This window comes from Kitasatospora sp. CB02891 (genome assembly GCF_002803145.1).
GTDB lineage: Bacteria > Actinomycetota > Actinomycetes > Streptomycetales > Streptomycetaceae > Kitasatospora > Kitasatospora griseola.
In genome coordinates, this window is the sequence record NZ_NNBO01000014.1 from 115,386 (window position 1) to 139,609 (window position 24,224).

Sequence of the window (24,224 nt, forward strand, 5' to 3'; positions counted from 1 at the left end):
CGTTGTGCGTTACGCCAGCTGGGCTTCGGCGTCCAGCACCGAGGCGACGGCCTGGACGGTGGCGGCGATCTTCACGGAGGCCTGGACGACCTCGCGCTCGACGCCGGCCTTGCGCAGCACGCCCTCGTGCGAGTCGAGGCACTGGCCGCAGCCGTTGATCGCGGAGACCGCGAAGCACCACAGCTCGAAGTCGACCTTGTCGACGCCGGGGTTGCCGATGATGTTCATCCGCAGACCGGCCCGCATCGTCCCGTACTCCTTGTCGGAGAGCAGGTGCAGCGTCCGGTAGTAGACGTTGTTCATCGCCATGATCGCGGCGGCGCCCTTGGCGGCCTGGTAGGCCTCGGGCGACAGGTGCGACTTGGCCTCGGGCTCCAGCTCGCGCAGCACGGCGGACGAGCCCGTCGCCATCGCGCAGGCCAGCACGGTGCCCCAGAGCTGCTGCTCCGGCAGGTCCGAGTTGCCGATGACCGAGCCCAGGTTGAGCTTCAGGTCCTTGGCGTAGTCCGGCAGGGCCGCCTTGAGTTCGTCGAGAGCCATCGGGGTCAGCCGGCCAGCAGGGCCTGGGCGTCGAGGGTGTCCTCGCCCTTGGTCCAGTTGCACGGGCACAGCTCGTCGGTCTGCAGGGCGTCCAGCACCCGCAGGACCTCCTTGGGGTTACGGCCGACGGAGCCGGCGGTCACCATGACGAACTGGATCTCGTTGTTCGGGTCGACGATGAACACCGCACGCTGGGCGGTGCCGTCGGCGCCCTCGACGCCGCAGGCGCGCATCAGGTCGTGCTTGACGTCGGCCAGCATCGGGAAGGGCAGGTCGCGCAGGTCCTTGTGGTCCTTGCGCCACGCGTGGTGGACGTACTCCGAGTCGCCGGAGACGCCGAGGATCTGGGCGTCACGGTCGGCGAACTCCTCGTTCAGCTTGCCGAACGCGGCGATCTCGGTCGGGCAGACGAAGGTGAAGTCCATCGGCCAGAAGAACACGACCTTCCACTTGCCCTCGTAGGACTTGTGGTTGATCTCTGCGAAGGCGTTCGCGGCGTCGAGGTCCACGCAGGCGTTGAGTTCGAACTCGGGGAACTTGTCGCCGATCGTCAGCACGTCGCTTCTCCAGGGGTTGAGATGAGGGTTGTCCGAATTACGGACATGTCCAGCGTCGCACAGCGGCTACTGATCAGTGAAATCGGATCTTCTGCTTTGCCTGATAGGCAATCCCGATCAGTACGGCACACTGGTGGCAGCATCGGACCCACGCAGGAAGCGCAGCCGTGAAGCACCCTACGCAACGCACGCCCACCGTCTCCCAGCTGCGGGCCTTCGCGGCCGTCGCCGAACACCTGCACTTCCGGGAGGCCGCCGCCGCGATCGGCACCAGCCAGCCCGCGCTGTCCGGCGCGATCGCCGCACTGGAGGAGGCCCTCGGCGCACAGCTGGTGGAACGCACCACCCGACGCGTCATGATCACCCCGCTCGGGGAGCGGGTCGCCGTCCACGCCCGGCAGGTGCTGTCCGCGCTGCACGCCCTCACCGAGGAGGTCGAGGCCGCCCGCCGGCCGTTCACCGGGCCGCTGCACCTCGGAGTGATCCCGACCGTCGCGCCCTACCTGCTGCCGACCGTCCTGCGACTCGTCCGCGACGCCTACCCCGACCTCGAACTGCACGTCCACGAGGAACGCACCCCCTCCCTGCTGGACGGACTGGCCACCGGACGCCTCGACCTGCTGCTGCTCGCCCTGCCCGCGGGCGGCAGCGTCCCGGTGGCCGAAATCCCGCTGTTCGACGAGGACTTCGTCCTGATCGTGCCGCCCGAGCACGAACTCGCCGGACGGGTCGACGTCCCGCGCGACGTCCTGCTCGACCTGGACGTGCTGCTGCTGGAGGAAGGCCACTGCCTGCGCGACCAGGCACTCGACATCTGCCGCGAGGTCGGCGCCGAGGTGTCCGGCGGAAGCACCCGCGCCGCCGGACTCTCCACCCTCGTCCAACTGGTCGCCGGCGGCCTCGGCGTCACCCTGCTCCCGGCCACCGCCCTCGACGTCGAGACCGGCCGCACCGACCGCCTCGCCGCCGTCCGCTTCGCCGCCCCCACCCCCGGCCGCCGCATCGGCCTCGCCCACCGCCCCGGCTCCGCCCGCACCCCGGAGTACGACCGCTTCGGGGCGGCCCTCCGCGACGCCCTGCGGGGCTTGCCCGTCCGCATCGCTCCCTGACGGCGGCCCCTCGCCCGCCCACCCGCCCGTGACCCCGCCGCCGACGCGAACCCGGGACAACTCCGCTGCGCGGGGCTCGGCGAGGGCGGTTTGCTGTGGCCGGCCGTGTGTGCGCCGCGATGCGCCCACCCACCCACCCGTGACCCCGCCGCCGACGTGAACCCGGGACAACTCCGCTGCGCGGGGCTCGGCGAGGGTGGTTTGCTGTGCGCCGGCCGTGTGCGCGCCGCGATGCGCCCGCCCACCCGCCCGTGACCCCGCCGTCGACGTGACCCCGCTGCGCGGGGCCTGGCGGCCATGAGGGCAATCCGCTGCGCGGGGCTGGGGCGGTGCCGCACGCGCTGCCGCGGCTCGCCCGTGTCGGCCCCGCGCGGTGGGTTGCTCTCGTGTCTGTCCCCTCCGGCCTCTCCCGCCCGCCCGCGCAGCGGTGTTTCTGCGTCTGCCTTGGCGCGAGGTCACGGGCGGGTGGGCGGGCGCACGGCGGCGACGCACGTACGGCTTGCCTCGAACGGCTGCCCATCCGCATCGCCCCCTGACGGCGGCCCCTCGCCCACCCACCCGTGACCCCGCCGCCGACGCGAACCCGGGACGACTCCGCTGCGCGGGGCCGGGGCGGTGCCTCACGTGCGCTGCCGCAGGCTCGCCCGCGCAGCGGTGTTTCTGCGTTCACCTTGGCGGCGGGGTCACGGGTGGGTGGGTGGGCGCTGGGCATATAGACGGTGAGGGGGTGGGCGGGTGTACGTGTCGCGGATCAGGGTGTCCGGCGTGAAGTGCTTCCGTGGGGCGCGGGCGGTGGATCTGGCGGTTCCTCCGGGGCCGGGGTGGAGTGTGGTCGCGGGGCCGAACGGGAGCGGGAAGAGCACGTTGCTGCGGGCGGTCGCGGTGGCGCTCGGGGCGTTGCCGGGCGATTCGGCGGCGGGCTGGGGCGACGGTTGGGTGGAGGCCGAGCCCGCGCCGCGCTGGCGGGTCGGGGTGGCGCAGGGCGTGCCGCGGGCGCTGTTCGTGGAGCCGGCCGGAGGTCGTGACGTCCCGCTGGACGCCGAGTCGGTGGCCGGGGTGCTGCCCGCCGGTTGGCGGGTGAGCGACCCGCGGCGGCAGTACGTGGCGAACGGCGAGCTGGAACTGCCGTTGGACGAACTCGGCGACGGCGTCGCCGCGTTGGCCCGGCTGGTCGGCCGCCTCGCGGCGGCCCCGCACCCCGGGCCGGTGCTGATCGACGACGTGGACCGCCAGTTGCACCCGGTGTGGCAGCAGCGCCTCGGCCCGTGGCTGACCGCGCAGTTCCCGCGCACCCAGTTCCTGGTCGCCACCCACAGCCCGTACGTCTGCCAGGCCGCCGATCCGGGCGCGCTGATCCGCCTGCCCGGCCCCGCCGAGGATTTCGCGCCGCACCGGCTGGACGAGGACCTGCGGCAGCGGGTGCTGTACGGCAGCGGCGAGGACACCGTGCTGTCGGAGCTGTTCGGGCTGCCCAGCGCCTACTCGCCGGCCGCCGAGGCCGAACGCCGCCTGCTGGTGCGGCTGGAGCGCAAGATGTACGCGGGCCGGGCCACCGACGCGGAGCTCGCCGAGTACCGGGAGCTCGGGGCGAAGCTGAACAGCTCGCTGACCGCCCGGGTCGACGAGGTCACCGCGCGGCTGCTCGGCCGGGACCGGTGATCCCGCTCCAGCGGCCCGTCCTGCAGTCGCGGCTGGCCGCCGACCTGGACCGGGCCACCGCCGGCATCCGGGCGGCCGGCCCGAGCACCGCCTCCGGCCGCGCCGCGTGGCGCAAGGCTGTCCGGCCGAAGGCCCAACTGCGGCTGATGCTGCGGCAGATGGCGCCCGGCCTGGAGCGCTGCATGTACTGCGGGGACAACCTGGGCACCGACATCGACCACTTCGAGCCGATCGCCCAGGCGCCGCTGCGGACCTTCGACTGGCAGAACCACCTGCTGGCCTGCGCGCACTGCAACAGCAACCGCAAGCGCGACCGCTTCCCGCGCGACCCGGCCACCGGCGACGGCCTGCTGGTCGACCCGTGCCGCGAGGACCCGGCCGACCACCTGCTGCTCTACCTGGACTCCGGCGCGTACGACCCGCTCACCGTCCGGGGCGAGGCCACCATCGAGGTGTTCGGCCTCAACGAGCGGCCCGAACTGGTGCGCGGCCGGCGGATGATGTTCGCCGTGGTCAAGGCCCTGCTGCTGACCTGGCAGCTGGCGGGCCCCGCCGAGGCCGAGGAGTACGCGGCGGCCCTGCGCGAGATCCACCACGCCGACGTGCTGCGCACCGTCCTCGGACTGCGCCGCAGCCGCCCGCTGGCGCTCGCCGTGCTCGGCCCGGACGTCCTCGCCGCGCTGGACGAACTGGTCGCCGCCGACCCGGGATTCGCCGTTTGAGGGCCGGTCAGAGGCGCTGCTCGAACCAGACCACCTTGCCCGCGCCCAGCCGGGTCGCGCCCCAGCGGTCCGCGCACCGGGCGACTATCTGGAGGCCGCGCCCGCGCTCCTCGTCCGGGCCGGCCCGGCGGGTGCGGGGGAGCGCCGCGGAGTCGTCGCCGACCTCGCAGCGCAGGCGTGAGGTGCGCACCAGCCGGAGCGTCACCGGGCGGGTGGCGTGCCGGATCGCGTTGGTGACCAGCTCGCTGACCATCAGCTCGCAGTTCTCCCGCAGATGGTCCAGGCCCCAGTTGTGCAGCGCGTGCCCGGCCAGCCGGCGCGCCCGGCCCGGCGTCTCGTGCCGCGGCTGGAGGTACCAGTAGGCGACGTCGTCGGCCGGGATCCCGTCGAACGCGGCGGCCAGCAGCGCGATGTCGTCGGCCCGGTCGCCGGGCGGCAGGATCCGCAGCGCCTCCTGGCACAGCTGCTCGGGGGTGAGCCGGTGGGCGCCCTCCAGCCGGGCCCGCAGCAGTTCGAGGCCGGTGCCCAGCGGGCGGCGGCGGGTCTCCACCAGGCCGTCGGTGAACAGCAGCAGCGCCGAACCGGGCGGGGCGGCCAGCTCCACCGAGGTGAAGTCCACCCCGCCGACGCCGATCGGCGCCCCCGGCGGCAGGTCCAGCAGCTCGCTGGTGCCGTCCGGGCCGACCAGCACCGGCGGCACGTGCCCGGCGCTGGCGATCACCACCCGGCCCGCGATCGGGTCGTACACCGCGTACACGCAGGTCGCCAAGTGGTGCTCGCGGCCCAGGCGTTGGGCCTGCTCGTCGAGGTGGTAGAGCACCTCGTGCGGCGGCAGGTCCAGGCCCGCCAGGGTCTGCGCGGAGGTGCGCAGCTGGCCCATCACCGCGGCCGAGGTCAGCGAGTGGCCCATCACGTCGCCGGCGATCAGCGCCACCCGGTTGCCCGGCAGCGGGATCGAGTCGTACCAGTCGCCGCCGACCTGCGCCCCGCGCTCGCCCGGCAGGTAGCGGTGCGCCAGGCGCACGCCGTGCGGTTGCGGCAGGTGCGCGGGCAGCATCGAGCGCTGCAACTCGTCGGCGATCTCCCACTCGCGGGTGTAGCGCAGCGCGGTGTCCACGGCCAGGCCCGCGTGGGTCGCCAGGTGGGCGGCCGTCGCGGTGTCCGCGGGGTCGAACGACACCGGCTGCCCGTCCGCCGCCGGCCGCCGGATCAGCAGCAGCATGCCCAGCGCCGCCTGCCGCCCGTGCAGCGGCAGCGCCAGCAGCGCCGTCCCCGCGGGCAGCCGGCCCAGCGCCCGGGCACCGAGCAGTTCGGCGGGCAGGCCGCCGCGCTGCTCGTCCAGCACCACCGGGCCGTGCGGGGCGCGCCGCTCCAGGGCCCGCTCCAGCGCGCTGCCGGGCGGCACCGGGCGCAGCCCGCCGCGCCGGCCCAGCCGCGTCCCGGCGGTGTGCAGCACCCGCAGCGCGCGCGGCCGTCCGAGGTCGCGCTCGACGTCCGGCAGCGGGTCGCGGACCAGCACCACCAGGGCGTCCGCCAGTTCGGGCACCAGCACCCGGCCCAGGTTGCGCAGGGTGGCCGTCAGATCGAGCGAACTGTTGATCCGCCGGGCCGCACAGTCCAGGTACGCCAGGCGCTCGGCAAGCCGGGGCGGCCCGTCGGGCGGCGGATGCCGCTGGACGGGTACGGCGGGCTGCTGCCCCGCCAGGGGCTCCAGTTGGTCGCGCACGGGCTGCCCGATTCTGTGCAGATGTGGAGGACGTCGTAGCGGGGGCTGACGTCGGGTCAGCCGGTGCGCCGACAGCGCAGGTACAGCTGGGTCTCCGGCGGCTGCGCGGACCCCGCCGGGGCGTACGACTGGCTGTCCACCGCCTCCACGGTGAAGCCCGACCGCTCCAGCAGCCCCGTCAGCTCCTCGCGCAGGTAGCCGCTGACCCGGATCTCCTGCTCCAGGAACGGCAACGGCGCGTTGTCCAGGTCCGCCTCCACCATGCCCAGCGCCAGCAGGCCGCCGGGGCGCAGCAGTTCACGGATCCGGCCGAGCGCCACGGCGATCTCGGCCCGGGGCAGCATCAGCAGCGAGAAGAACGCCGCCGCGCCGTCCCACGTCCCGGCCCCGGCCGGCCCCAACCCGGGCACGCCCCAAAGCCGCTCGGCGTTCCCGGTGGCCAGGTCGACGACGTCGAACCGGTGGAACTCCGCGGCCGGCACGGCCTTCCGGGCCTGCGCCAGCATGCCCTCCGAGAGGTCCACGCCGATCACCCGCAGCCCGCCGTCCGCCAGCTGACCGGCGGTCGGCTCACCCGCCCCGCACCCGACGTCCAGCACCCGGGCCCCGGCCGGCAGCTGCTCCAGCAGCCATCCCGCGCAGGCCAACTGGCCCGACCTGGCCGGAAACACCTCCTGGTAGCGCTCTCCCATCGCGTCGAACGCAGCGGCCTGCTCGGCCCGCTCGGCCCGTCGGCCCTCACCCGCGGACGCCCGTTCGGCGTCGACGGGGACAGCAGTCTGTTCGTCCGTCACCTGATCTGGGCACCTCTCCCGCGCGCGTCCTGCCCCACCCGTCGTGGTCCGCACACCACTCCCGACCCTGGCCTATGAGAATAAACGCGATCACCGCACTGTGGAGTCCGTTTCCGGCCAACTCGTGCGCCGTTGGGCGAATATCGCCCGCCAGGGGAAGCACACCGTCGCCCGCAACGGAGCACGCCAGCACCCCGCACGCCGCCCAGCGCGCCCGCACCACATCCCTGACCTGCGCCGATACCCCGTCAATCCGGTTGCCGCAGACGTTTATCGAACGTCAATCGCGGCCTGGCAGAGTCTTCCTCAGCGCCGGGGAAGCGTCAAAGCGTTCCCGCAGCCGGGGGGCTGCGGGGGCGCTGACGCCCCGGGGGGACAGGCCTTCGCCAGGGGGGACCAGGGGGGTACCACGGGGGGAGCGAAGGCCTACGGCGCGGGGGGAGGGGAAGGCTCGGTGTGCCGCGAGTCGATGAGGTCCTGCACCGGCTGGGCCTCGGGCACACCGAGCCGCGTGAACACGGTCAGCGCCTCCTGAAGACACGCCAGTCCTCGGGAGGGCTGCCCGAGTTCGAGCAGCGCCTCGCCGAGAGCGGCATTGGCCATCCCCTGGCAGTACGCCGCCTCGATCTCCTGCGCGATCGACAACGACTCCTCCGCGGCCTCGGCGGCGGAGGCGAACTGACCGTCCGCGACCAGGCAGGCCGCCAGGCGGGCCAGCGAATAGCCCTCCCAGATCGGATGCTGCTGCGCCCGGTACAACTGGTGCGCCTCGCGGAGGTGGACGGCCGCCTCGCCGGCCTCACCGGTCGAGCGCAGGACGACGCCGAGTTGGTAGAGGGTGTCGGCCAGGCACGGTACGTTCCCGGACGCCCGGGCCGCCGTCACCGCCGCCCGGGCCGACTCCACCGCCTCCTCGTGCCGCTCCAGCCCGACATAGGCCCTGGCCATGTTGGCGAGCAGCCGCGCCTCACTGATCGGCACACCGAGGGTCCGGCTCATCGCGTGGGCCTGCTGGTAGAACGGCAGCGCCTCCGCCGACCGGCCCGCCATGGTCAGCACGATGGCGAGCTCGTTCGCCACCGAGATCTGCAGCCGACTGGGGCGCGCCACGGACTGGAGCTCCAGGCTGAGACGGAGCGACGACTCCGCCTCCACGTGTTCACCGGCCATCTGGTGGAGGTGGCCCGCCGCGTACCGCACGCGCGCCAGTACCTCGGTGTCCCGGTCCTCCGACGCGGTCGTCGACGCGGTCACCAGCGCGGAGCGGAAACGGGGCACCGAGGTCGGGTCCTCGACCAGCGCGCGCAGGATCAGCACCAGGTCCATGGCCGGCCGCAGCAGGGCGATGGACGTCCCGACCGCTGCTTCGATGCTTCCCAGGACCAGCGAGATCTCGGTCCGCAGCCAGCTCCGGGCGGCGGTGTTGTCGGACAGCGGCAGCCCGGAGGAGACCGGCAGGTGCAGTTGTTCGTTCAGCTCGTCGTCCGGCTCGATCACCCGGGCCGCGTTCTGCATGGTGGCCAGCAACAGGTCCAACAGGCGCATCAATGCTGCGTGCTGTTCCGCCGTGTCGCCGGTCTTCACGTTCTGGTGCTGCGCGTACAGGCGGAGCAGGTCGTGGTAGCGGTACCGACCCGGGGTGAAGCATTCCAGCATGTTCGCCTCGACCAAGGCCTCCGCCAGGTCCTCGGCCTCCTGCTCCTCCCGCCCCAGCAGAGCGGCCACCGCGGCCAGCGGCAGGTCGGGCGAGTCGACCACGGACAGCAGTCGGAACGCCCGGGCCTCCTCGGGCTGCAACTGGGCGTAACCGAGCCCCAGGGTGGTCTCCACGGCGAGGTTGCCGAGCTGGAGCTCCTGGAGCCGGTTGCGCTGGTCCGCTAACCGACGGGCCAGGTCCGAGACGCTCCAGCGCGGGCGGCTGGCCAGTCGGGCGGCGGCGATGCGGACCGCCAGCGGCAGGAGGCCGCAGGAGGTGACCACTTGGAGCGCGGCCTCGGGTTCGGCGGCCACCCGTTCCGCGCCGACGATCGCGGAGAACAGCGCCAGCGCCTCGTCCGGGGTCAGTTCCTCGATGTCCACCAGGTGCGCGCCGGGGATCTCCGCCAGGCGGGAGCGGCTGGTCACGATGACGGCGTTGCCCGAGACACCGGGGATCAGCGGTCGCAACTGCTGGGCGTCACGGGCGTTGTCGAGCAGGATCAGCATCCGCTTGTCGGCCAGCAACGAGCGGTAGAGCGCGGCGCGCTGGTCCAGCGAGTCGGGGGTGTCGGGTGCGCCGAGCGCGTGCAGGAAGTCACCCAGCACCACGGCCGGGTCGGCCGGCGAGGCGCCGGCGCCGCGCAGGTCCACGTACAACTGCCCGTCCGGGAAGTCCGGTCGCAGTCCGTGGGCCACGTGCACCGCGAGGGTGGTCTTGCCGACGCCGCCGATGCCGGCCAGCGAGGTGACCACCACGGCTTGGCCGGAACCCGCCCTCAGGACGTCCCGGAGTTCGCTGACCAGCTTGCTGCGGCCGCTGAAGTCCGAGACATCGGCGGGCAGTTGCGCCGGGGGAACGAACGGCGCCGACTCCTCGGCGGAGGCCTTGGCCGGAATGGCCAGCACCGCCGTCAACTCCGGGTCGCCGGCCAGGATGCGGGTGTGCATGGCGGCGAGGCCGGTGCCGGGCTCCACGCCCAGCTCCTCGATGAGCAGCTTCCGGGTGTCCGCGTAGACGCCGAGCGACTCGGCCTGTCGGCCGCTGCGGTACAGCGCCAGCATCAGCAGTTCACGCAGCCGCTCCCGCAACGGGTGGGCGGCGGACAGCGAGTTGAGCTCGGCCACCACGTCGGCGTGCAGGCCGATCTCCAGCGCCATCGCGCAGCGCTCCTCGGCGACCGCGAGTCGGCGCTCCGTCAACCGGCTGCGCTGGGCGTCGGCGTACGGGCCGGGCACTCCGGGGATGGGGCGGCCGCTCCACAGGTCGAGGGCCGACATCAGGACGTCGTGCGACGACCGGAAATTGCCCTCCGACCGGGCGTTCGTGGCCTCGGCCACCCGCTGTTCGAAGACCGACAGGTCCAGTGCCTCGGCCGGAACGCGCAGCGCGTAGCCGTCGCTCACCGAAATCAGCACTTCGGACGGTTTCCGGACGGCACGGTTCGGCTCCAGCACGGAGCGCAGGCGGGAGATGTAGGTGCGCAGCGCGGCGACCGCCTGGGGCGGGGTCCGGTCCCCCCAGATGCCGTCCACCAGGTCGTCGGTGGTGACCGGGCGGCCCTCACCGAGCAGCAGGGCGACCAGCACCGCCTGCTGCTGCGGGGATCCGAGCGCCAACGGTGCGTCACCGCGCCATGCCTGGACAGGGCCGAGCACTTGGAAGCGCAACGCCTCTGCGGAGCGCGTGCCCTGAAGCTCCATGTCCTCCCCTGTGGCCGATGAACCGTCTGCTTCCGACGCTGATACCCGTCATGTGGGTGCGTCAGCTTATGAGGAAGCCCGCAAACGTCTACCAAGCGGGTGCGCAGTGCGACGTTTATGAGACATTTAGCGGCCCCTACGATACTGGCCGCGTGCCCGGGGAGAGTCGTCCGGGTGATCCGAACCCTTGAATGAAAGGCGGCCCACCCCATGGCCAACGAAATCACCACCGCCGCCGTCCCCGTGGCCGAGGAGACTCCGGCCCCCGTCGAGCACGTCGCGGCTCCGGCCGACCCGAACTCGATCGAGCAGGCCCTGACGATGCTGGCCGAGGAGCCGGTCGAGGAAGTTCCCGTGGTTCCCGCCCAGCGGAAGGACAGCGAGACCTTCGAGCCGCTCGGCACGGTCGGCAACTGCCCGTGACGCTCGCCCTCACCAGAACGAGCCCCGACCCTCACCGGCCGGGGCTCGTCCCGTTTCATCGGGTCACTGCGCCGAGCGCACCCGCAGGCTGGTGATCAGCGGGCCGTCCGTCACCTCGGCGAAGAAGTCGTTGCCCTTGTCGTCCACCACGATGAACGCCGGGAAGTCCTCGACCTCGATGCGCCAGACGGCCTCCATGCCGAGCTCGGGGTACTCCAGGACCTCGACCTTCTTGATGCAGTCCTGGGCGAGTCGCGCCGCCGGGCCGCCGATCGAGCCGAGGTAGAAGCCGCCGTGCTCGTTGCAGGCCTTGGTGACCTGCTTGGAGCGGTTGCCCTTGGCGAGCATGACCATGGAGCCGCCGGCGGCCTGGAACTGGTCGACGTAGGAGTCCATCCGGCCGGCCGTGGTGGGGCCGAAGGAGCCGGACGCGTAGCCCTCGGGGGTCTTGGCGGGGCCGGCGTAGTAGACCGGGTGGTCCTTCATGTACTGCGGCATGCCCTCGCCGCGGTCGAGGCGCTCCTTGATCTTGGCGTGCGCGATGTCGCGGGCGACGACCAGCGTGCCGGAGAGCGAGAGCCGGGTCTTCACGGGGTACTTGGAGAGCTGCTCGCGGATCGCGGCCATCGGCTGGTCGAGGTCGACGCGGACCACGTCGCCGTCCAGGTGGGCGTCGGTGGTCTCCGGCAGGTACTTGGCCGGCTCGGTCTCCAACTGCTCCAGGAACACGCCCTCGGCGGTGATCTTGCCGAGCGCCTGGCGGTCGGCCGAGCAGGAGACGGCCATCGCGACGGGCAGCGAGGCGCCGTGCCGGGGCAGGCGGATGACGCGGACGTCGTGGCAGAAGTACTTGCCGCCGAACTGGGCGCCGATGCCGATCTTCTGGGTGAGCTCGAAGACCTTCTGCTCCAGCTCCAGGTCGCGGAAGCCGTGGCCGGTCTTCGCGTCGCCGCCGGTCGGCAGGTTGTCCAGGTAGTGCGCGGAGGCGTACTTCGCGGTCTTCAGGGCGAACTCGGCGCTGGTGCCGCCGACCACGATCGCCAGGTGGTACGGCGGGCAGGCCGCGGTGCCCAGCGAGCGGATCTTCTGCTCCAGGAAGCTGAGCATCGACGACTCGTTGAGGATCGCCTTGGTCTCCTGGTACAGGTACGACTTGTTCGCCGAGCCGCCGCCCTTGGCCATGAACAGGAACTTGTAGGCGTCCCCGTCGGTGGCGTACAGCTCGATCTGGGCCGGCAGGTTGTTGCCGGTGTTCTTCTCGTCCCACATGGTCACGGGGGCCATCTGGGAGTAGCGCAGGTTCAGCTTGGTGTACGCGTCGTACACGCCGCGGGCGATCGCCGACTCGTCCTGACCGGAGGTCAGCACGTTCTGGCCGCGCTTGCCCATCACGATCGCGGTGCCGGTGTCCTGGCACATCGGGAGGATGCCGCCGGCCGAGATGTTGACGTTCTTCAGCAGGTCCAGCGCCACGAAGCGGTCGTTGGGGCTGGCCTCCGGGTCGTCCAGGATGCGGCGCAGCTGGGCCAGGTGGGCCGGGCGCAGGTAGTGCGAGATGTCGTGCATCGCCTCGGCGGTGAGCAGCCGCAGGGCCTCCGGCTCGACCTGCAGGAAGGTGCGCCCGCCGGCCTCGAAGGTGGAGACGCCCTCGGAGGTGAGCTTGCGGTACGGGGTGGTGTCCGCACCGAGCGGGAGCAGGTCGCGGTAGGCGAACTCTGAAGCCATGGGGGAGATCCTTCAGTTCTTTCGGCGTCGTCGACGAGGCACCCTCCAGGTTAGGCGCAAGGCGCGCGCCCCCGGCGCTCAGGTCGGCCTGCGTGACGCGGGTCACGCGGAGCTCCCCGCGCGGGCCCCGTGCGCCCGGCACCGAACGCACCGCCGACCCCGCATCGAACTGCCCCACCCGCCCCACCCGCTCCACGCGGAACACGCCGCGCACCCCACGCGGAACATGCCGCGCACCCCGCGTCGAACACGCCACGCGCATTGCGTCGAACCGACGTTCGGGTGGTGAGCGGGCTCGCTAGGCTTGTGACGTGGACAACTCTCCCGCTCAGCAGCCGCAGGACCAGCCGCCCGCCCCGATGAAGAAGAACGAGCCGACGCCGGCTCCCGCCCCTGCCCCCGGCACCGACCTGGCCGGCGAGCTCCGGGCCGCCGACGCCGACCGCGAGCGCGTCGCCGACCTGCTGCGCGACGCCTACGCGGAGGGCCGGCTCACCGTCGACGAGCACGCCGAACGGATCGAGGCCGCCTACAACGCCCGCACGTTCGGCGAACTGGAGCCGCTCACCCGCGACCTGCCCAGCCACCCGGGCCCGATCCGGCACAACCTGACCAAGCCGCCGCTGGACGCCCCGGCCCCCGCCCCGCAGCAGCAGCCCTCGCTGCCGCCGGCCCGGGCCGAATCGCCCACGATGCTCGCGGTGTTCGGCGGCGCCGCCCGCAAGGGCCGCTGGCGGGTGGGTTCGCACCTGAAGGCCGTCGCGGTGTTCGGCGGTGTCGAGATCGACCTGACCGACGCGGTGTTCGAGTCGCCCGAGGTGGTCATCGAGGTGATCGCGGTGTTCGGCGGCGTCGAGATCCGGGTTCCGGAGAACGTCACGCTGCAGGGCAGCGGCGCCGGCATCTTCGGCGGTTTCGACGTCCGCGAGCAGACCTCGCCGGACCCGTACGCGCCGGTGGTGCGGATCAAGGGCGCGGCGGTGTTCGGCGGTTGCGAGGCCAAGCCGAAGCGCGGAAAGAAGCTCAAGGAGTGGGTCCGCCGCCAGCTGGAGGGCTGACCTGCGGAGATCTCACGGATCGTCAACTCGCTTGACGGCACTCGTCGTTGTTCCGAGTGCAGTGGGTAGTCGATTGCATGCGGTGTGCATGAATCCGGGGGTGGCGGGGTAGTTCCAATCGCACATCGTTCCTGTACGGCTGTGACCCCGCGGGTCGGCGACGGTGCCACGGCGAGGGAGCACGGGGCAGTCGGGCAGGAGGCGACCCAACCCCGAGCCTTTGAGCCTGGTCAGGAGTCACCGTGCTGCATCCGATCGAGTCCACCGCCGCCGCCCGCCGCCCCGCGGTCCCGGATCCGGACGACAACCCCTGGCACACTTCCGCCGCGTGCCGCAGCGACGAGGCCGGGCTGTTCTTCGCTCCGTCCAAGGAGCCGACGGCCGCCCGGCTGGCCCGCGAGGAGCAGGCCAAGCGGGTCTGTGCCCGCTGCCCGGTGCTGCTGGAATGCCGCGAGCACGCCCTCGCCCAGCCCGAGCCGTACGGCGTCTGGGGCGGGCTGACGGCCGCCGAGCGCCGCGTGGTGCTCGCCCGTCGGCGCCGCCGCGAGGCCGAACTGCTGGACGCGCGGCGGCTGACGGCGCGGATAGCCGGCTGAGCCGGGCCGCGCGGCCGGGGCGGCCGGGGAGGATCTCCCCGGCGGCCCCGAACGTGCCCGCGGGCCCGGCCGCCCGGGCTCAGTTGGCGCGGTCGAAGTCGATCGCGCTGTAGGCCCGCAGCTTGGCCAGCTTGTGGGTGGAGTCGATCTGCCGGATCGTGCCGCTCTTGGAGCGCATCACCAGCGACGAGGTGGTGGCGGTCTCCGAGCGGTAGTGGACGCCGCGCAGCAGCTCCCCGTCGGTGATGCCGGTGGCGACGAAGAACACGTTCTCGCCGCTGACCAGGTCGGCGGTGTGCAGCACCCGGTCCAGGTCGTGGCCGGCGTCCAGCGCCTTGCGCTTCTCGGCCTCGTCCTTGGGCCACAGCCGGCCCTGGATGGTGCCGCCCATGCACTTCATCGCGCAGGCCGCGATGATGCCCTCGGGGGTGCCGCCGATGCCCATCAGCAGGTCGACGCCGGTGCCCTCGCGGGCCGCCATGATCGCGCCGGCCACGTCGCCGTCGGAGATGAACTTGATCCGGGCGCCGGCCTCGCGGATCTCCTTGACCAGGTCGTTGTGGCGGGGCCGGTCCAGGACGACGACGGTGACGTCCTCGACGGCGGAGCCCTTGGCCTTGGCGACCCGGCGGATGTTGACGGCCGCGGGGGCGGTGATGTCGACGAAGTCGGCGGCCTCGGGGCCGCAGACCAGCTTGTCCATGTAGAAGACCGCGCTGGGGTCGAACATGGTGCCGCGGTCGGCGACGGCGAGGACGGCGACGGCGTTGTTCATGCCCTTGGCGGTCAGCGTGGTGCCGTCCACCGGGTCGACCGCCACGTCGCACTCGGCGCCGGTGCCGTCGCCGACCCGCTCGCCGTTGTACAGCATCGGGGCTTCGTCCTTCTCGCCCTCGCCGATGACGACCACGCCGTTCATGGAGACGGTGGACACCAGGGTGCGCATCGCCTTCACGGCCGCGCCGTCGGCGCCGTTCTTGTCGCCCCGGCCGACCCAGCGGCCGGCGGCCATCGCGGCGGCCTCGGTGACCCGGACCAGTTCGAGGGCAAGGTTGCGGTCGGGGGCTTCCGGCGCGACCTCCAGGGCGCTGGGAAGGTGGTGCGGGTACTGCGTGGTCATCGTCGTTACCTCTCTGTACGCGACGGCCAGTCAGCGTCGGGTCGCGGAGGGTCACCGGCGCTGCTTCGAGGGTTGCTGCGATCGTATCGGCAGGTGGGACGGGAGTCTGCGGCGCACTCCGCGCGCACCGCGACGGGGCGGCCCGTGCGCCGCCGTTCCGTAAGCGCCGCCTACCATGGGCGGGTGGCAGGCAACAGCAGCAAGAAGGGCCGTCAGACGGTACGGGACATGGTCCTGTCGATGGCGGCGGTCGGCATCGTGGTCACGGTGGCGTACTTCAGCATCCCGAGCGCGGACGGCAAGAACGGCGTGCACCCGGTGCAGTACCAGGTCGAGCTGGCGTCGGCGAAGCGCGCCGCGCCGTACCCGCTGGTCGGCCCGCAGCCGCTGCCGGAGGGCTGGCAGGCCACCTCGGTGAGCTACGGCGCCAGTGACAAGGGTCACGCCGTCTGGCACCTGGGCTTCAGCACCGCCTCCGGCCAGTACGCGGCGATCGAGCAGAGCGACGGCAAGCCCGACGACGTGGTGGCCAAGAACGTCCCCGGCGGCAAGCCGGACGGCGCCTCCACGGTGGACGGCCAGGAGTGGCAGCGGGTGCAGGGCGACCGCTACCGGGCGCTGACCCGCCCCGCCGGCAGCACCGGCACCACGGTGCTCACCGGCACCGCCTCCTACGAGGAACTCGCGCAGCTCGCCCAGTCGCTGAAGTAACGGTCGTCACACGTCGCCGCACGCGTAAGGCCCCCGCCGGGGAACGGCGGGGGCCTTCGCTGTCACGGGGCCGAGCGGACTCAGACGGTGGTGACGACCTCGTCGTAGGCCAGGCGCGGGCTGCGCGGGAACCAGGCGTCCTCGCCCGGCTTGCCGATGTTGACCACGGCCAGCACCGAGTGCTCGCCGTCGGCGAAGAACTCCTTGTTGATGCCCGCGGCGTCGTAGCCGGTCATCGGGCCGGCGGCCAGGCCGGCGGCGCGCACGCCGATGATGAAGTACGCGGCCTGCAGGGCGCCGTTCAGGGTGGCCGAGGACTCGCGGACCGAGCGCTCGCTGAAGAACATGTCCTTGGCCTGCGGGAAGTGCGGCAGCTGGGTCGGGAGCTCCTCGTGGAACTCGTTGTCGGCGGCCAGGATCGCGACCAGCGGCGCGGTGGAGGTCTTGGCCTGGTTGCCCTCGGCCATGTGCTGCACCAGGCGGGCGCGGCCCTCCTCGGAGCGGACCAGGACGATGCGCAGCGGCTGCTGGTTGAAGGCGGTCGGGCCGAACTTCACCAGCTCGTAGATCGCCTGGATCTGCTCGTCGCTGACCGGCTCGTCCGAGAACGTGTTGGCGGTGCGGGCCTCGCGGAAGAGCAGGTCCTGGGCGGCGGCGTCGAGGGCCAGGGTCATGACGTTGTCCTACCTCAGAGCTTGGGGCGGTGGGGTACGGCGGGTGCCGTGCACACCGGTCCAACTTCGATGAAAGTTAAACCATTCCCCGGCTCGGCTGTGACGTGCGCCACAGTCCGGCTCGGCTACTCGCCGGCGGACTCCTCGGCCGCCAGCGCCGCGTCCAGCCGGGCCCGGGCGCCGTCCAGCCAGCGCTGGCACACCTTCGCCAGCTGCTCGCCGCGCTCCCACAGCGCCAGCGACTCCTCCAGCGTCGTCCCGCCCGTCTCCAGCCGCCGGACCACCTCCAGCAGCTCGTCCCGCGCCTGCTCGTACCCGAGCGCCTGCTCGGCGCCCGCACCCTGCTGATCAGCCATGGCGCCCAGCGTAGGGGCAGGCGCGGACAAACCCCTTGCACCCCCGCCTACGCTGCCGAACATGAGCACCCCACGCCCGGCCCGCCCCGAGGACGCCGCCGAACTCGTCCGCCTGCGCACGCTGATGTTCGAGTCCATGCAGGGCGAAGCCCACCCCGGCCACTGGCAGCACACCGCCCAGGACCTGGTGGCCCGTCAGCTCGCCGAACCCGACCGGCGCCTGCAGGCCTACGTGATCGACGACCCGGACCGCCCCGGCCGACTCGCCAGCTGCGCCGTCGGCACCCTCGAACAGCGGCTGCCCGCCCCCGGCCACCCCGACGGCCTGTTCGGCTTCGTCTTCAACATCTGCACCGACCCCGGCCACCGCGGCCGCGGCCACGCCCGGGCCTGCACCGAAGCGCTGATCGCCTGGTTCGACGAACGCCGCGCCACCCGCGTCGACCTGCACGCCACCGAGGGCGGCGAGGCGCTCTACCGCAGCCTCGGCTTCCACGAGCACTCCACCGCGCTCTCCCGCCAACGGCTGCTCACCGACTGAACCGCCGCCCTCAGCCCTCCTCGGCCGCCCGCACCCCGAACGAGCCGCCCGCCACCCGGGCCCGCAGCGCCTCGCCGCCCGCGACCTGCGCCGGATCCGTCACCACCGCGCCGTCCTCGCGCTGGAGCACCGCGTACCCGCGCTCCAGCGTGGCCAGCGGCGACAGCGCCACCACCCGGGCCAGCGCATGGCCCAGGTCGGTCTGCGCGTGGTCCAGCCGGTGCCCCAGCACCCGGCGGGCCCGCTCCACCAGCGCCGTCACCTCCGCGCCGCGCGCCGCCACCGCCTCGGTCGGCGCCGCGAGCGCCGGCCGGCTGCGCACCGACGCCAGGCCCGCCGCCTCCCGGTCCACCCGGTGCACCACGTACCGCCGCGCCCGGTCCCGCAGCTGACGCACCTTCGCCAGCTCCTCGCCGACGTCCGGCACCACCCGCTTCGCCGCGTCCGTCGGGGTGGACGCCCGCAGGTCCGCGACGAAATCCAGCAGCGGCTGGTCCGGCTCGTGGCCGATCGCACTCACCACCGGCGTCCGGGCCGCCGCCACCGTCCGCACCAACTCCTCGTCGGAGAACGGCAGCAGATCCTCCACACTGCCGCCGCCGCGGGCCACCACGATCACCTCGACCTCCGGCCGCGCATCCAGCTCGCGCACCGCGGCACACACCTGCGACACCGCCTGCGGCCCCTGCACCAGCACGTTCCGCACCTCGAACCGCACCGCCGGCCACCGCCGCCGGGCGTTCTCCAGCACGTCCCGCTCGGCCGCCGAACCGCGGCCGGTCACCAGGCCCACACAGCCCGGCAGGAACGGCAACGGCTTCTTCCGGGCCTCCTCGAACAGGCCCTCGGCGAACAGCTTGCGCTTCAACTGCTCCAGCCGGGCCAGCAGTTCACCCAACCCGACGAGCCGGATCTCCGACGCCCGCAACGAGAGCGTGCCGCGCGCCGCGTACCACTCCGGCTTCGCCAGCACGATCACCCGCGAGCCCTCCTGCACGGCATCCGCGACCTGCTCGAACACCGAACGGAAACACGTCACCGTCAACGAGACGTCCCGATCCGGGTCCCGCAGCGTCAGGAACACCATCCCCGCCCCCGGCCGCCGCGACAGCTGCGCGATCTGCCCCTCCACCCACACCTCGCCCAGCCGATCGACCCACCCGCCGATCAGCGCCGAGACCTTTGCCACGGGCAGGGGCGCTTCGGGACTGCTCGCATTAGCCATCCCCCGAGGCTAGCTCTTGCGAGGGACACGCAGGTGGGTGCACGGACAGCGGCGCGCGAAGGTCCCCCCGCGCTCCGGTCAGCGCTTCTGCGCCAGCAGGATCAGCAACCCCAGCGCCAGCCAGATCCCGCCCACGATCAGCGCCGTGTGCGAGGCCTCCACCAGGACCGCGACGATCACCGCGACGCCCAGCATCGGGACGACGGCGTGGCGCAGCCAGTCGCGGGAGTGGTGGCGCACGACGTACCAGCCGACCACCGAGGCGTGCAGCAGGACGAACGCGGTGAGGGCGCCGACGTTGACCACCGAGGTGAGCTGGTCGAGTCCGTCGTCGCGGCGGGCGGCCCAGACGGCCGCGACCAGGGTGATGACGGCGGCCGTGAGCAGGGCGCGGCGGGGGACGGCGGTGCGTTCGTCGACGGCGCCGAGCAGGCGGGGCAGGCGGCCCTCCCGTCCCATGGCGAAGACCAGGCGTCCGGCCGCGGCCTGGCCGGCGAGTGCGGCGAACGCCGCGCCGATGGCCTTGGAGGCGGCGATCAGCACGTGCAGCCAGTGCCCGACGGAGGCTTCGACGGTGTCGTAGAACGCCGATCCCTGCGCGGCGGGGTCCGCGGCCAGTTGATCGGGCGTCATGGGTTCCAGGACGGCGGCCAGGTAGGTCTGGGCGACGAACAGCAGGCCCGCCACCGCCAGGCACCAGAGCACCGCGCGGGCGACGGCGGCCGAGGCGCCGACCGCTTCCTCCACGAAGGAGGCGATCGCGTCGAAGCCGAGGAAGGAGAGCACCGCGACCGACACCGCGGACAGCACCGCCGTCAACGAGAATCCGCTGACTCCCCCGAACGGGGAGCCCCAGTCGCGGGCGGCCCCGTGCAGCGCCAGTTCCACCGACGCGGCGACCACGAACACCGTCAGCACCACGACCTCCATGGCGAGCACGGCGAAGCCGACCACGGCGGCCGTCCGCACCCCGGTCAGGTTGAGCGCGGTGGTGATCAGGACCGCCAGTACCGTCCACACCCAGCGGGAGACGTCCGGCACCAGGGAGTTGAGCGCGATGCCGGAGAACAGGTAGGCGACGGCGGGGATCAGCAGGTAGTCCAGCATCGCCATCCACCCGGCGATGAACCCCGGCCCCTCGCCGAGCCCGGCCCGCGCGTACGCGAACACCGACCCGGTCCGGGGCACCGCCCGCACCATCTCGGCGTACGACAGCGCGGTGAAGCCCATCGCCACGGTGGCCACCAGGTAGACCGCGGCGACCGCGCCGTGGCTCTTCGCGTCCAGCACGCCGAACACGCCGACCGGCGCCATCGGGGCGATGAACAGCAGTCCGTACACCATCAGATCGCGCACGCCGAGCGTGCGCCGCAGTTCCGTCGTCCCTGGCTGTGTGCTCACCCTCGCCATTCCACCGGTCCGGGCCCGCACCGACCGGGCGACGCGCGTCCACGGGGGCGGGACTCGCCCGTACGATGGAGCCATGTCCACCAGTGCTCAGCGCCGTGTCCTGCTCGCCGCCCCCCGTGGCTACTGCGCGGGCGTCGACCGCGCCGTGATCGCCGTGGAGAAGGCCCTGGAGCAGTACGGGGCGCCGATCTACGTCCGCAAGCAGATCGTCCACAACAAGTACGTCGTGCAGACCCTGGAGAAGCAGGGCGCGATCTTCGTCGACGAGACCGAGGAGGTGCCCCAGGGCGCGATCGTGGTGTTCTCCGCGCACGGCGTCGCCCCGTCGGTGCACGACGAGGCCGAAGCCGGCAAGCTCGCCACCATCGACGCGACCTGCCCGCTGGTCACCAAGGTGCACAAGGAGGCCCGCCGGTTCGCCGACGAGGACTACGACATCCTGCTGATCGGCCACGAGGGCCACGAGGAGGTCGTCGGCACCATGGGCGAGGCCCCGGACCGGATCCACCTGGTGGACGGTGCCGAGGACGTCGCCAACGTGAAGATCCGCGACGAGTCCAAGCTGGTCTGGCTCTCCCAGACCACCCTCTCCGTGGACGAGACCATGGAGACCGTCGGCGCCCTCAAGGAACGCTTCCCGCTGCTGGTCTCGCCGCCCAGCGACGACATCTGCTACGCCACCCAGAACCGTCAGGTCGCCGTCAAGCAGCTCGCCCCCGAGGCGGACCTGCTGATCGTGGTCGGCTCGAAGAACTCCTCCAACTCGGTCCGCCTGGTCGAGGTCGGCCTGGAGTACGGCGCCAAGGCCGCCCACCTGGTCGACTTCGCCGAGGAGATCGACCTCGGCTGGCTGGAGGGCGTGCGGACGGTCGGCCTGACCAGCGGCGCGTCCGTGCCGGAGATCCTGGTCGAGGGCGTGCTGCAGCTGCTCGCCGCGCACGGCTTCGAGGACGTGCAGATCGTCAAGACCGCCGAGGAGCACCTGACCTTCTCGCTCCCCAAGGAGCTCCGCCGCGACCTGCGCGCCGAGGCCGCCGGCAAGCTCTGACCGGCCGCCCGACCCACGCCGGCCCGCCGACGCCCGGATCCCTCTCCCGAGGGGTCCGGGCGTCGGCCGTGCGGGCGGCGGCCGTCCGGGAACGGCTGCGCCCGCCCCCGCGCCCCCGTACGTTGGTGCGAAGGCCGGCGGGCAGCGGACGTCCCCGGCGGTACGGAAGGCGACGGCAGTGACGACGGTCTTCGGCGTGGACATCGGCGGCTCGGGCATCAAGGGCGCACCGGTCGACCTGGACAGGGGCGTGCTCGCGCAGGAGCGGCACAAGGTGCTCACCCCGCACCCGTCCGGCCCCGACGCGGTGATCGACGCGGTCTGCGAGGTCGTCCGGCACTTCGACCACCGCGGGCCGGTCGGCCTGACCTTCCCCGGCGTGGTCGTCGACGGGCACACCCGGACCGCCGCCAACGTCGACAAGGGCTGGATCGGCCTGGACGCCGCCGCCCGGTTCGGCGAGGCGCTCGGCCTGCCCGCCACCGTGGTCAACGACGCCGACGCGGCCGGACTCGCCGAGATCACCCACGGCGCGGGCCGCGGCCGCTCGGGGGTGGTCCTGCTGCTCACCTTCGGCACCGGCATCGGCAGCGCGCTGTTCTCCGACGGCGTGCTCGTCCCCAACACCGAACTCGGCCACCTCGAAATGCGCGGCAAGGACGCCGAACGGCGCGCCTCCTCCGCCGCCAAGGAACGCCACGACCTCAGCTGGCCCAAGTGGGCCGAGCGGGTCGACGAGTACCTCGACCTGGTCGAGATGCTCTTCTCCCCGCAGCTGGTGATCGTCGGCGGCGGCGTCAGCCGCAAGCACGAGAAGTTCCTGCCGCTGCTCAAGGACCGCCGCGCCGAGGTCGTCCCCGCCCGGCTCCGCAACGACGCGGGCATCGTCGGCGCGGCGATGGCCGCGAGCCGGGCGGTCCCGGCTACCGGCTCCGGTGGCGGCGGCGCTGGGCGACGTAACGCGCGGTGACGATCGCGGTGGCCAGGCCGGTGCCGGCGAACAGCCAGCCCGCGCGCAGCGCCAGCCCGCCGGCCAGCGCCACCACTTGGCCGGTGATGCCGCTGGTGGTGCCCGGCTGCAGCAGCACCAGCGCCGCCGCGAACGCGATCGGACCGCAGATCGGCGCGGCCGGCAGGTCCGGGTACCGCACCCGCACGGCCAGCTGGAAGCACACCACCAGATAGCCGAGCCCGAACAGCACCCCGAGCCCCCCGAACATCAGCCGGTCCAGCCCGGCGAACGCCAGCGTCCCGGCCGCCGCGACCACGCCGGTGCCCACCGCGGTCAGCCGGGCCGGCGGGCCGCCGGACCGCTGCCGACGGGCCGTCAGCAGCCGGTGCAGCAGCCGCTGGACAAGGGGTCCGGACCGGCCGTCGGAGGCCGTCCGCAACCGGGACTCGGGGGGTCGGCTCTGCCCCGGAACGGCGGCCTCGTCGGCGCCGCGCCCCGGCGCTCGTCGTCTCGGCCCTGGCGGCTGGGTACGGATGCTCTGCTCCACCCGACCAACGTACGGTCCGATCATCGACACCGTGTGTAATGGCTCCCGACCAATTGATCCGTGTCCGGCCGGTGCACGCCCCACCGCGCGGCCCCGGCCCCCCGCACGCCCCGTAGACTGGGGGATCGGCCCGCACCGGGCCAACTCGACGCCCTCCAAGCCACGGGACACCACTCTTCATGTCGCTCACGATCGGAATCGTCGGCCTGCCGAACGTCGGCAAGTCGACCCTGTTCAACGCCCTGACCAAGAACGACGTGCTGGCGGCCAACTACCCGTTCGCCACCATCGAGCCCAACGTGGGCGTCGTCGGTGTCCCGGACCCGCGGCTGGACAAGCTCGCCGAGATCTTCGGCTCGCAGCGCATCCTGCCCGCCACCGTCGACTTCGTCGACATCGCCGGCATCGTCCGCGGCGCCAGCGAGGGCGAGGGCCTGGGCAACAAGTTCCTCGCCAACATCCGCGAGGCCAACGCGATCTGTCAGGTCGTCCGCGCGTTCACCGACCCCGACGTGGTCCACGTCGACGGCAAGGTCTCGCCCAAGGACGACATCGACACCATCCACACCGAGCTGATCCTCGCCGACCTGCAGACCATCGAGAAGGCGCTGCCCCGGCTCCAGAAGGAAGCCCGGCTCAAGAAGGACACCGCCCCCGTCCTCGCCGCCGCCGAGGCCGCCCAGGCCGTGCTGGAGACCGGCAAGACCCTCTTCGAGGCCGGCTTCGACACCACCCTCGTCCGCGACCTCCACCTGATGACCGCGAAGCCGTTCCTCTACGTCTTCAACGTCGACGAGGACGCCCTCTCCGACGAGGACTTCAAGAACACCCAGCGCGCCCTGGTCGCCCCCGCCGAGGCCATCTTCCTCAACGCCAAGATCGAGTCCGAGCTCATCGAACTCGAGGACGACGAGGCCCTCGAACTCCTCCAGTCCATGGGCCAGGACGAGCCCGGCCTCGCCACCCTCGCCCGCGTCGGCTTCGCCACCCTCGGCCTCCAGACCTACCTCACCGCAGGTCCCAAGGAAGCCCGCGCCTGGACCATCAAGCAGGGCGCCACCGCCCCCGAGGCCGCCGGCGTCATCCACACCGACTTCCAGAAGGGCTTCATCAAGGCCGAGGTCACCTCCTTCGACGACCTCGTCGCCACCGGCTCCATCGCCGAGGCCCGCGCCAAGGGCAAGGCCCGCATCGAAGGCAAGGAATACGTCATGCAGGACGGCGACGTGGTGGAGTTCCGCTTCAACGTGTGATCGTTTGATTGCTTTGAGATAGATTGATCTGTCAAATGCGCAGGTCGTACGGGGCCCGCCTCCCTTGAGGCGGGCCCCG

The 24,224-nt window shown here is 72.6% G+C and carries 23 protein-coding genes; 11 read left to right on the top strand and 12 right to left on the bottom strand.

Annotation, left to right across the window (positions count from 1 at the left end; translation table 11 throughout):
* Positions 1 to 9 precede the first annotated feature (9 nt).
* Both CG736_RS27275 and CG736_RS27280 read right to left on the bottom strand, forming a co-directional pair.
* Positions 10 to 540 carry an alkyl hydroperoxide reductase gene (locus CG736_RS27275; protein WP_100588824.1) on the bottom strand — a complete coding sequence of 177 codons (531 nt, stop codon included), beginning with the start codon at positions 538 to 540 and terminating at the stop codon, positions 10 to 12.
* Between the two features lie 5 nt (positions 541 to 545).
* Positions 546 to 1,097, bottom strand: a complete 552-nt coding sequence (locus tag CG736_RS27280; RefSeq protein ID WP_043915853.1) for a peroxiredoxin — start codon at positions 1,095 to 1,097, stop codon at positions 546 to 548.
* 167 nt (positions 1,098 to 1,264) lie between these two features.
* Here CG736_RS27280 and CG736_RS27285 point away from each other — a divergent pair, with 167 nt between their 5' ends.
* The 3 genes from CG736_RS27285 to CG736_RS27295 all read left to right on the top strand — a co-directional run bounded on the left by CG736_RS27285 (position 1,265) and on the right by CG736_RS27295 (position 4,587).
* Positions 1,265 to 2,206: a LysR substrate-binding domain-containing protein gene (locus CG736_RS27285; RefSeq protein WP_100588825.1), complete on the top strand. Its 942-nt coding sequence runs from the start codon at positions 1,265 to 1,267 to the stop codon at positions 2,204 to 2,206.
* Positions 2,207 to 2,962: 756 nt separating this feature from the next.
* Complete coding sequence (locus CG736_RS36555; protein WP_255419036.1) at positions 2,963 to 3,865, top strand: AAA family ATPase; 903 nt, start codon at positions 2,963 to 2,965, stop codon at positions 3,863 to 3,865.
* Positions 3,862 to 4,587 carry an HNH endonuclease gene (locus tag CG736_RS27295; RefSeq protein ID WP_232734206.1) on the top strand — a complete coding sequence of 242 codons (726 nt, stop codon included), beginning with the start codon at positions 3,862 to 3,864 and terminating at the stop codon, positions 4,585 to 4,587. The genes CG736_RS36555 and CG736_RS27295 overlap by 4 nt, the downstream gene beginning before the upstream one ends.
* 7 nt (positions 4,588 to 4,594) lie before the next feature.
* On the opposite strand, the gene CG736_RS27300 is transcribed toward CG736_RS27295, so the two are convergent.
* The 3 genes from CG736_RS27300 to CG736_RS27310 form a co-directional block, all read right to left on the bottom strand.
* Complete coding sequence (locus CG736_RS27300) at positions 4,595 to 6,313, bottom strand: ATP-binding SpoIIE family protein phosphatase (protein WP_100588826.1); 1,719 nt, start codon at positions 6,311 to 6,313, stop codon at positions 4,595 to 4,597.
* Positions 6,314 to 6,369: 56 nt separating this feature from the next.
* A complete protein-coding gene (locus CG736_RS27305) occupies positions 6,370 to 7,107 on the bottom strand; it encodes a class I SAM-dependent methyltransferase (RefSeq protein ID WP_232734207.1) in 738 nt (245 codons plus the stop codon).
* Positions 7,108 to 7,533: 426 nt separating this feature from the next.
* On the bottom strand, positions 7,534 to 10,422 hold the full coding sequence (locus CG736_RS27310; RefSeq protein ID WP_198520630.1) for an AfsR/SARP family transcriptional regulator: 2,889 nt from the start codon (positions 10,420 to 10,422) through the stop codon (positions 7,534 to 7,536).
* Between the two features lie 294 nt (positions 10,423 to 10,716).
* On the opposite strand from CG736_RS27310, the gene CG736_RS27315 reads away from it, so the two are divergent.
* Positions 10,717 to 10,929, top strand: coding sequence for a hypothetical protein (locus CG736_RS27315; RefSeq protein ID WP_100588828.1), 213 nt, complete (start codon positions 10,717 to 10,719; stop codon positions 10,927 to 10,929).
* Positions 10,930 to 10,992: 63 nt separating this feature from the next.
* Here CG736_RS27315 and CG736_RS27320 read toward each other — a convergent pair whose 3' ends face one another.
* A complete protein-coding gene (locus CG736_RS27320; RefSeq protein ID WP_100588829.1) occupies positions 10,993 to 12,654 on the bottom strand; it encodes a fumarate hydratase in 1,662 nt (553 codons plus the stop codon).
* Between the two features lie 311 nt (positions 12,655 to 12,965).
* Between CG736_RS27320 and CG736_RS27325 the strand changes: the two genes are divergently transcribed.
* Together CG736_RS27325 and CG736_RS27330 are read left to right on the top strand one after the other, a co-directional pair.
* The gene (locus CG736_RS27325) at positions 12,966 to 13,712 is read left to right on the top strand and encodes a DUF1707 domain-containing protein (RefSeq protein ID WP_229847274.1); all 747 of its coding nucleotides are present in this window, start codon (positions 12,966 to 12,968) and stop codon (positions 13,710 to 13,712) included.
* A 242-nt stretch (positions 13,713 to 13,954) separates the two neighbouring features.
* Positions 13,955 to 14,308 (top strand): WhiB family transcriptional regulator, encoded by a 354-nt coding sequence (locus tag CG736_RS27330; protein ID WP_100588831.1) that lies wholly within the window; start codon positions 13,955 to 13,957, stop codon positions 14,306 to 14,308.
* A gap of 79 nt (positions 14,309 to 14,387) precedes the next feature.
* On the opposite strand, the gene glpX is transcribed toward CG736_RS27330, so the two are convergent.
* The gene (gene glpX, locus CG736_RS27335) at positions 14,388 to 15,428 is read right to left on the bottom strand and encodes a class II fructose-bisphosphatase (RefSeq protein ID WP_100588832.1); all 1,041 of its coding nucleotides are present in this window, start codon (positions 15,426 to 15,428) and stop codon (positions 14,388 to 14,390) included.
* A 183-nt stretch (positions 15,429 to 15,611) separates the two neighbouring features.
* Between glpX and CG736_RS27340 the strand changes: the two genes are divergently transcribed.
* The gene (locus tag CG736_RS27340; RefSeq protein WP_232734208.1) at positions 15,612 to 16,139 is read left to right on the top strand and encodes a DUF4245 domain-containing protein; all 528 of its coding nucleotides are present in this window, start codon (positions 15,612 to 15,614) and stop codon (positions 16,137 to 16,139) included.
* Between the two features lie 80 nt (positions 16,140 to 16,219).
* Here the strand turns inward: CG736_RS27340 and CG736_RS27345 are convergent, their stop codons facing one another.
* Entirely contained in the window at positions 16,220 to 16,813 is a 594-nt protein-coding gene (locus CG736_RS27345; RefSeq protein WP_043915864.1) for a malonic semialdehyde reductase, read from the bottom strand.
* Between the two features lie 125 nt (positions 16,814 to 16,938).
* Positions 16,939 to 17,169 (bottom strand): exodeoxyribonuclease VII small subunit, encoded by a 231-nt coding sequence (locus CG736_RS27350; protein WP_100588908.1) that lies wholly within the window; start codon positions 17,167 to 17,169, stop codon positions 16,939 to 16,941.
* A gap of 61 nt (positions 17,170 to 17,230) precedes the next feature.
* On the opposite strand from CG736_RS27350, the gene CG736_RS27355 reads away from it, so the two are divergent.
* On the top strand, positions 17,231 to 17,710 hold the full coding sequence (locus CG736_RS27355; protein ID WP_100588834.1) for a GNAT family N-acetyltransferase: 480 nt from the start codon (positions 17,231 to 17,233) through the stop codon (positions 17,708 to 17,710).
* A 10-nt stretch (positions 17,711 to 17,720) separates the two neighbouring features.
* Here the strand turns inward: CG736_RS27355 and xseA are convergent, their stop codons facing one another.
* Both xseA and CG736_RS27365 read right to left on the bottom strand, forming a co-directional pair.
* Positions 17,721 to 18,935, bottom strand: coding sequence for an exodeoxyribonuclease VII large subunit (gene xseA, locus CG736_RS27360; RefSeq protein WP_100588835.1), 1,215 nt, complete (start codon positions 18,933 to 18,935; stop codon positions 17,721 to 17,723).
* A 78-nt stretch (positions 18,936 to 19,013) separates the two neighbouring features.
* The gene (locus tag CG736_RS27365) at positions 19,014 to 20,345 is read right to left on the bottom strand and encodes an APC family permease (RefSeq protein ID WP_100588836.1); all 1,332 of its coding nucleotides are present in this window, start codon (positions 20,343 to 20,345) and stop codon (positions 19,014 to 19,016) included.
* A gap of 73 nt (positions 20,346 to 20,418) precedes the next feature.
* On the opposite strand from CG736_RS27365, the gene CG736_RS27370 reads away from it, so the two are divergent.
* Positions 20,419 to 21,393 carry a 4-hydroxy-3-methylbut-2-enyl diphosphate reductase gene (locus CG736_RS27370; RefSeq protein ID WP_100588837.1) on the top strand — a complete coding sequence of 325 codons (975 nt, stop codon included), beginning with the start codon at positions 20,419 to 20,421 and terminating at the stop codon, positions 21,391 to 21,393.
* Between the two features lie 178 nt (positions 21,394 to 21,571).
* Entirely contained in the window at positions 21,572 to 22,363 is a 792-nt protein-coding gene (ppgK, locus tag CG736_RS27375; RefSeq protein WP_100588838.1) for a polyphosphate--glucose phosphotransferase, read from the top strand.
* On the opposite strand, the gene CG736_RS27380 is transcribed toward ppgK, so the two are convergent.
* On the bottom strand, positions 22,317 to 22,892 hold the full coding sequence (locus CG736_RS27380; protein ID WP_157815755.1) for a DUF6542 domain-containing protein: 576 nt from the start codon (positions 22,890 to 22,892) through the stop codon (positions 22,317 to 22,319). The two genes, ppgK and CG736_RS27380, sit on opposite strands and share 47 nt — an antisense overlap.
* Positions 22,893 to 23,071: 179 nt before the next feature.
* On the opposite strand from CG736_RS27380, the gene ychF reads away from it, so the two are divergent.
* On the top strand, positions 23,072 to 24,145 hold the full coding sequence (gene ychF / locus CG736_RS27385) for a redox-regulated ATPase YchF (protein ID WP_043915871.1): 1,074 nt from the start codon (positions 23,072 to 23,074) through the stop codon (positions 24,143 to 24,145).
* Positions 24,146 to 24,224: the final 79 nt, after the last annotated feature.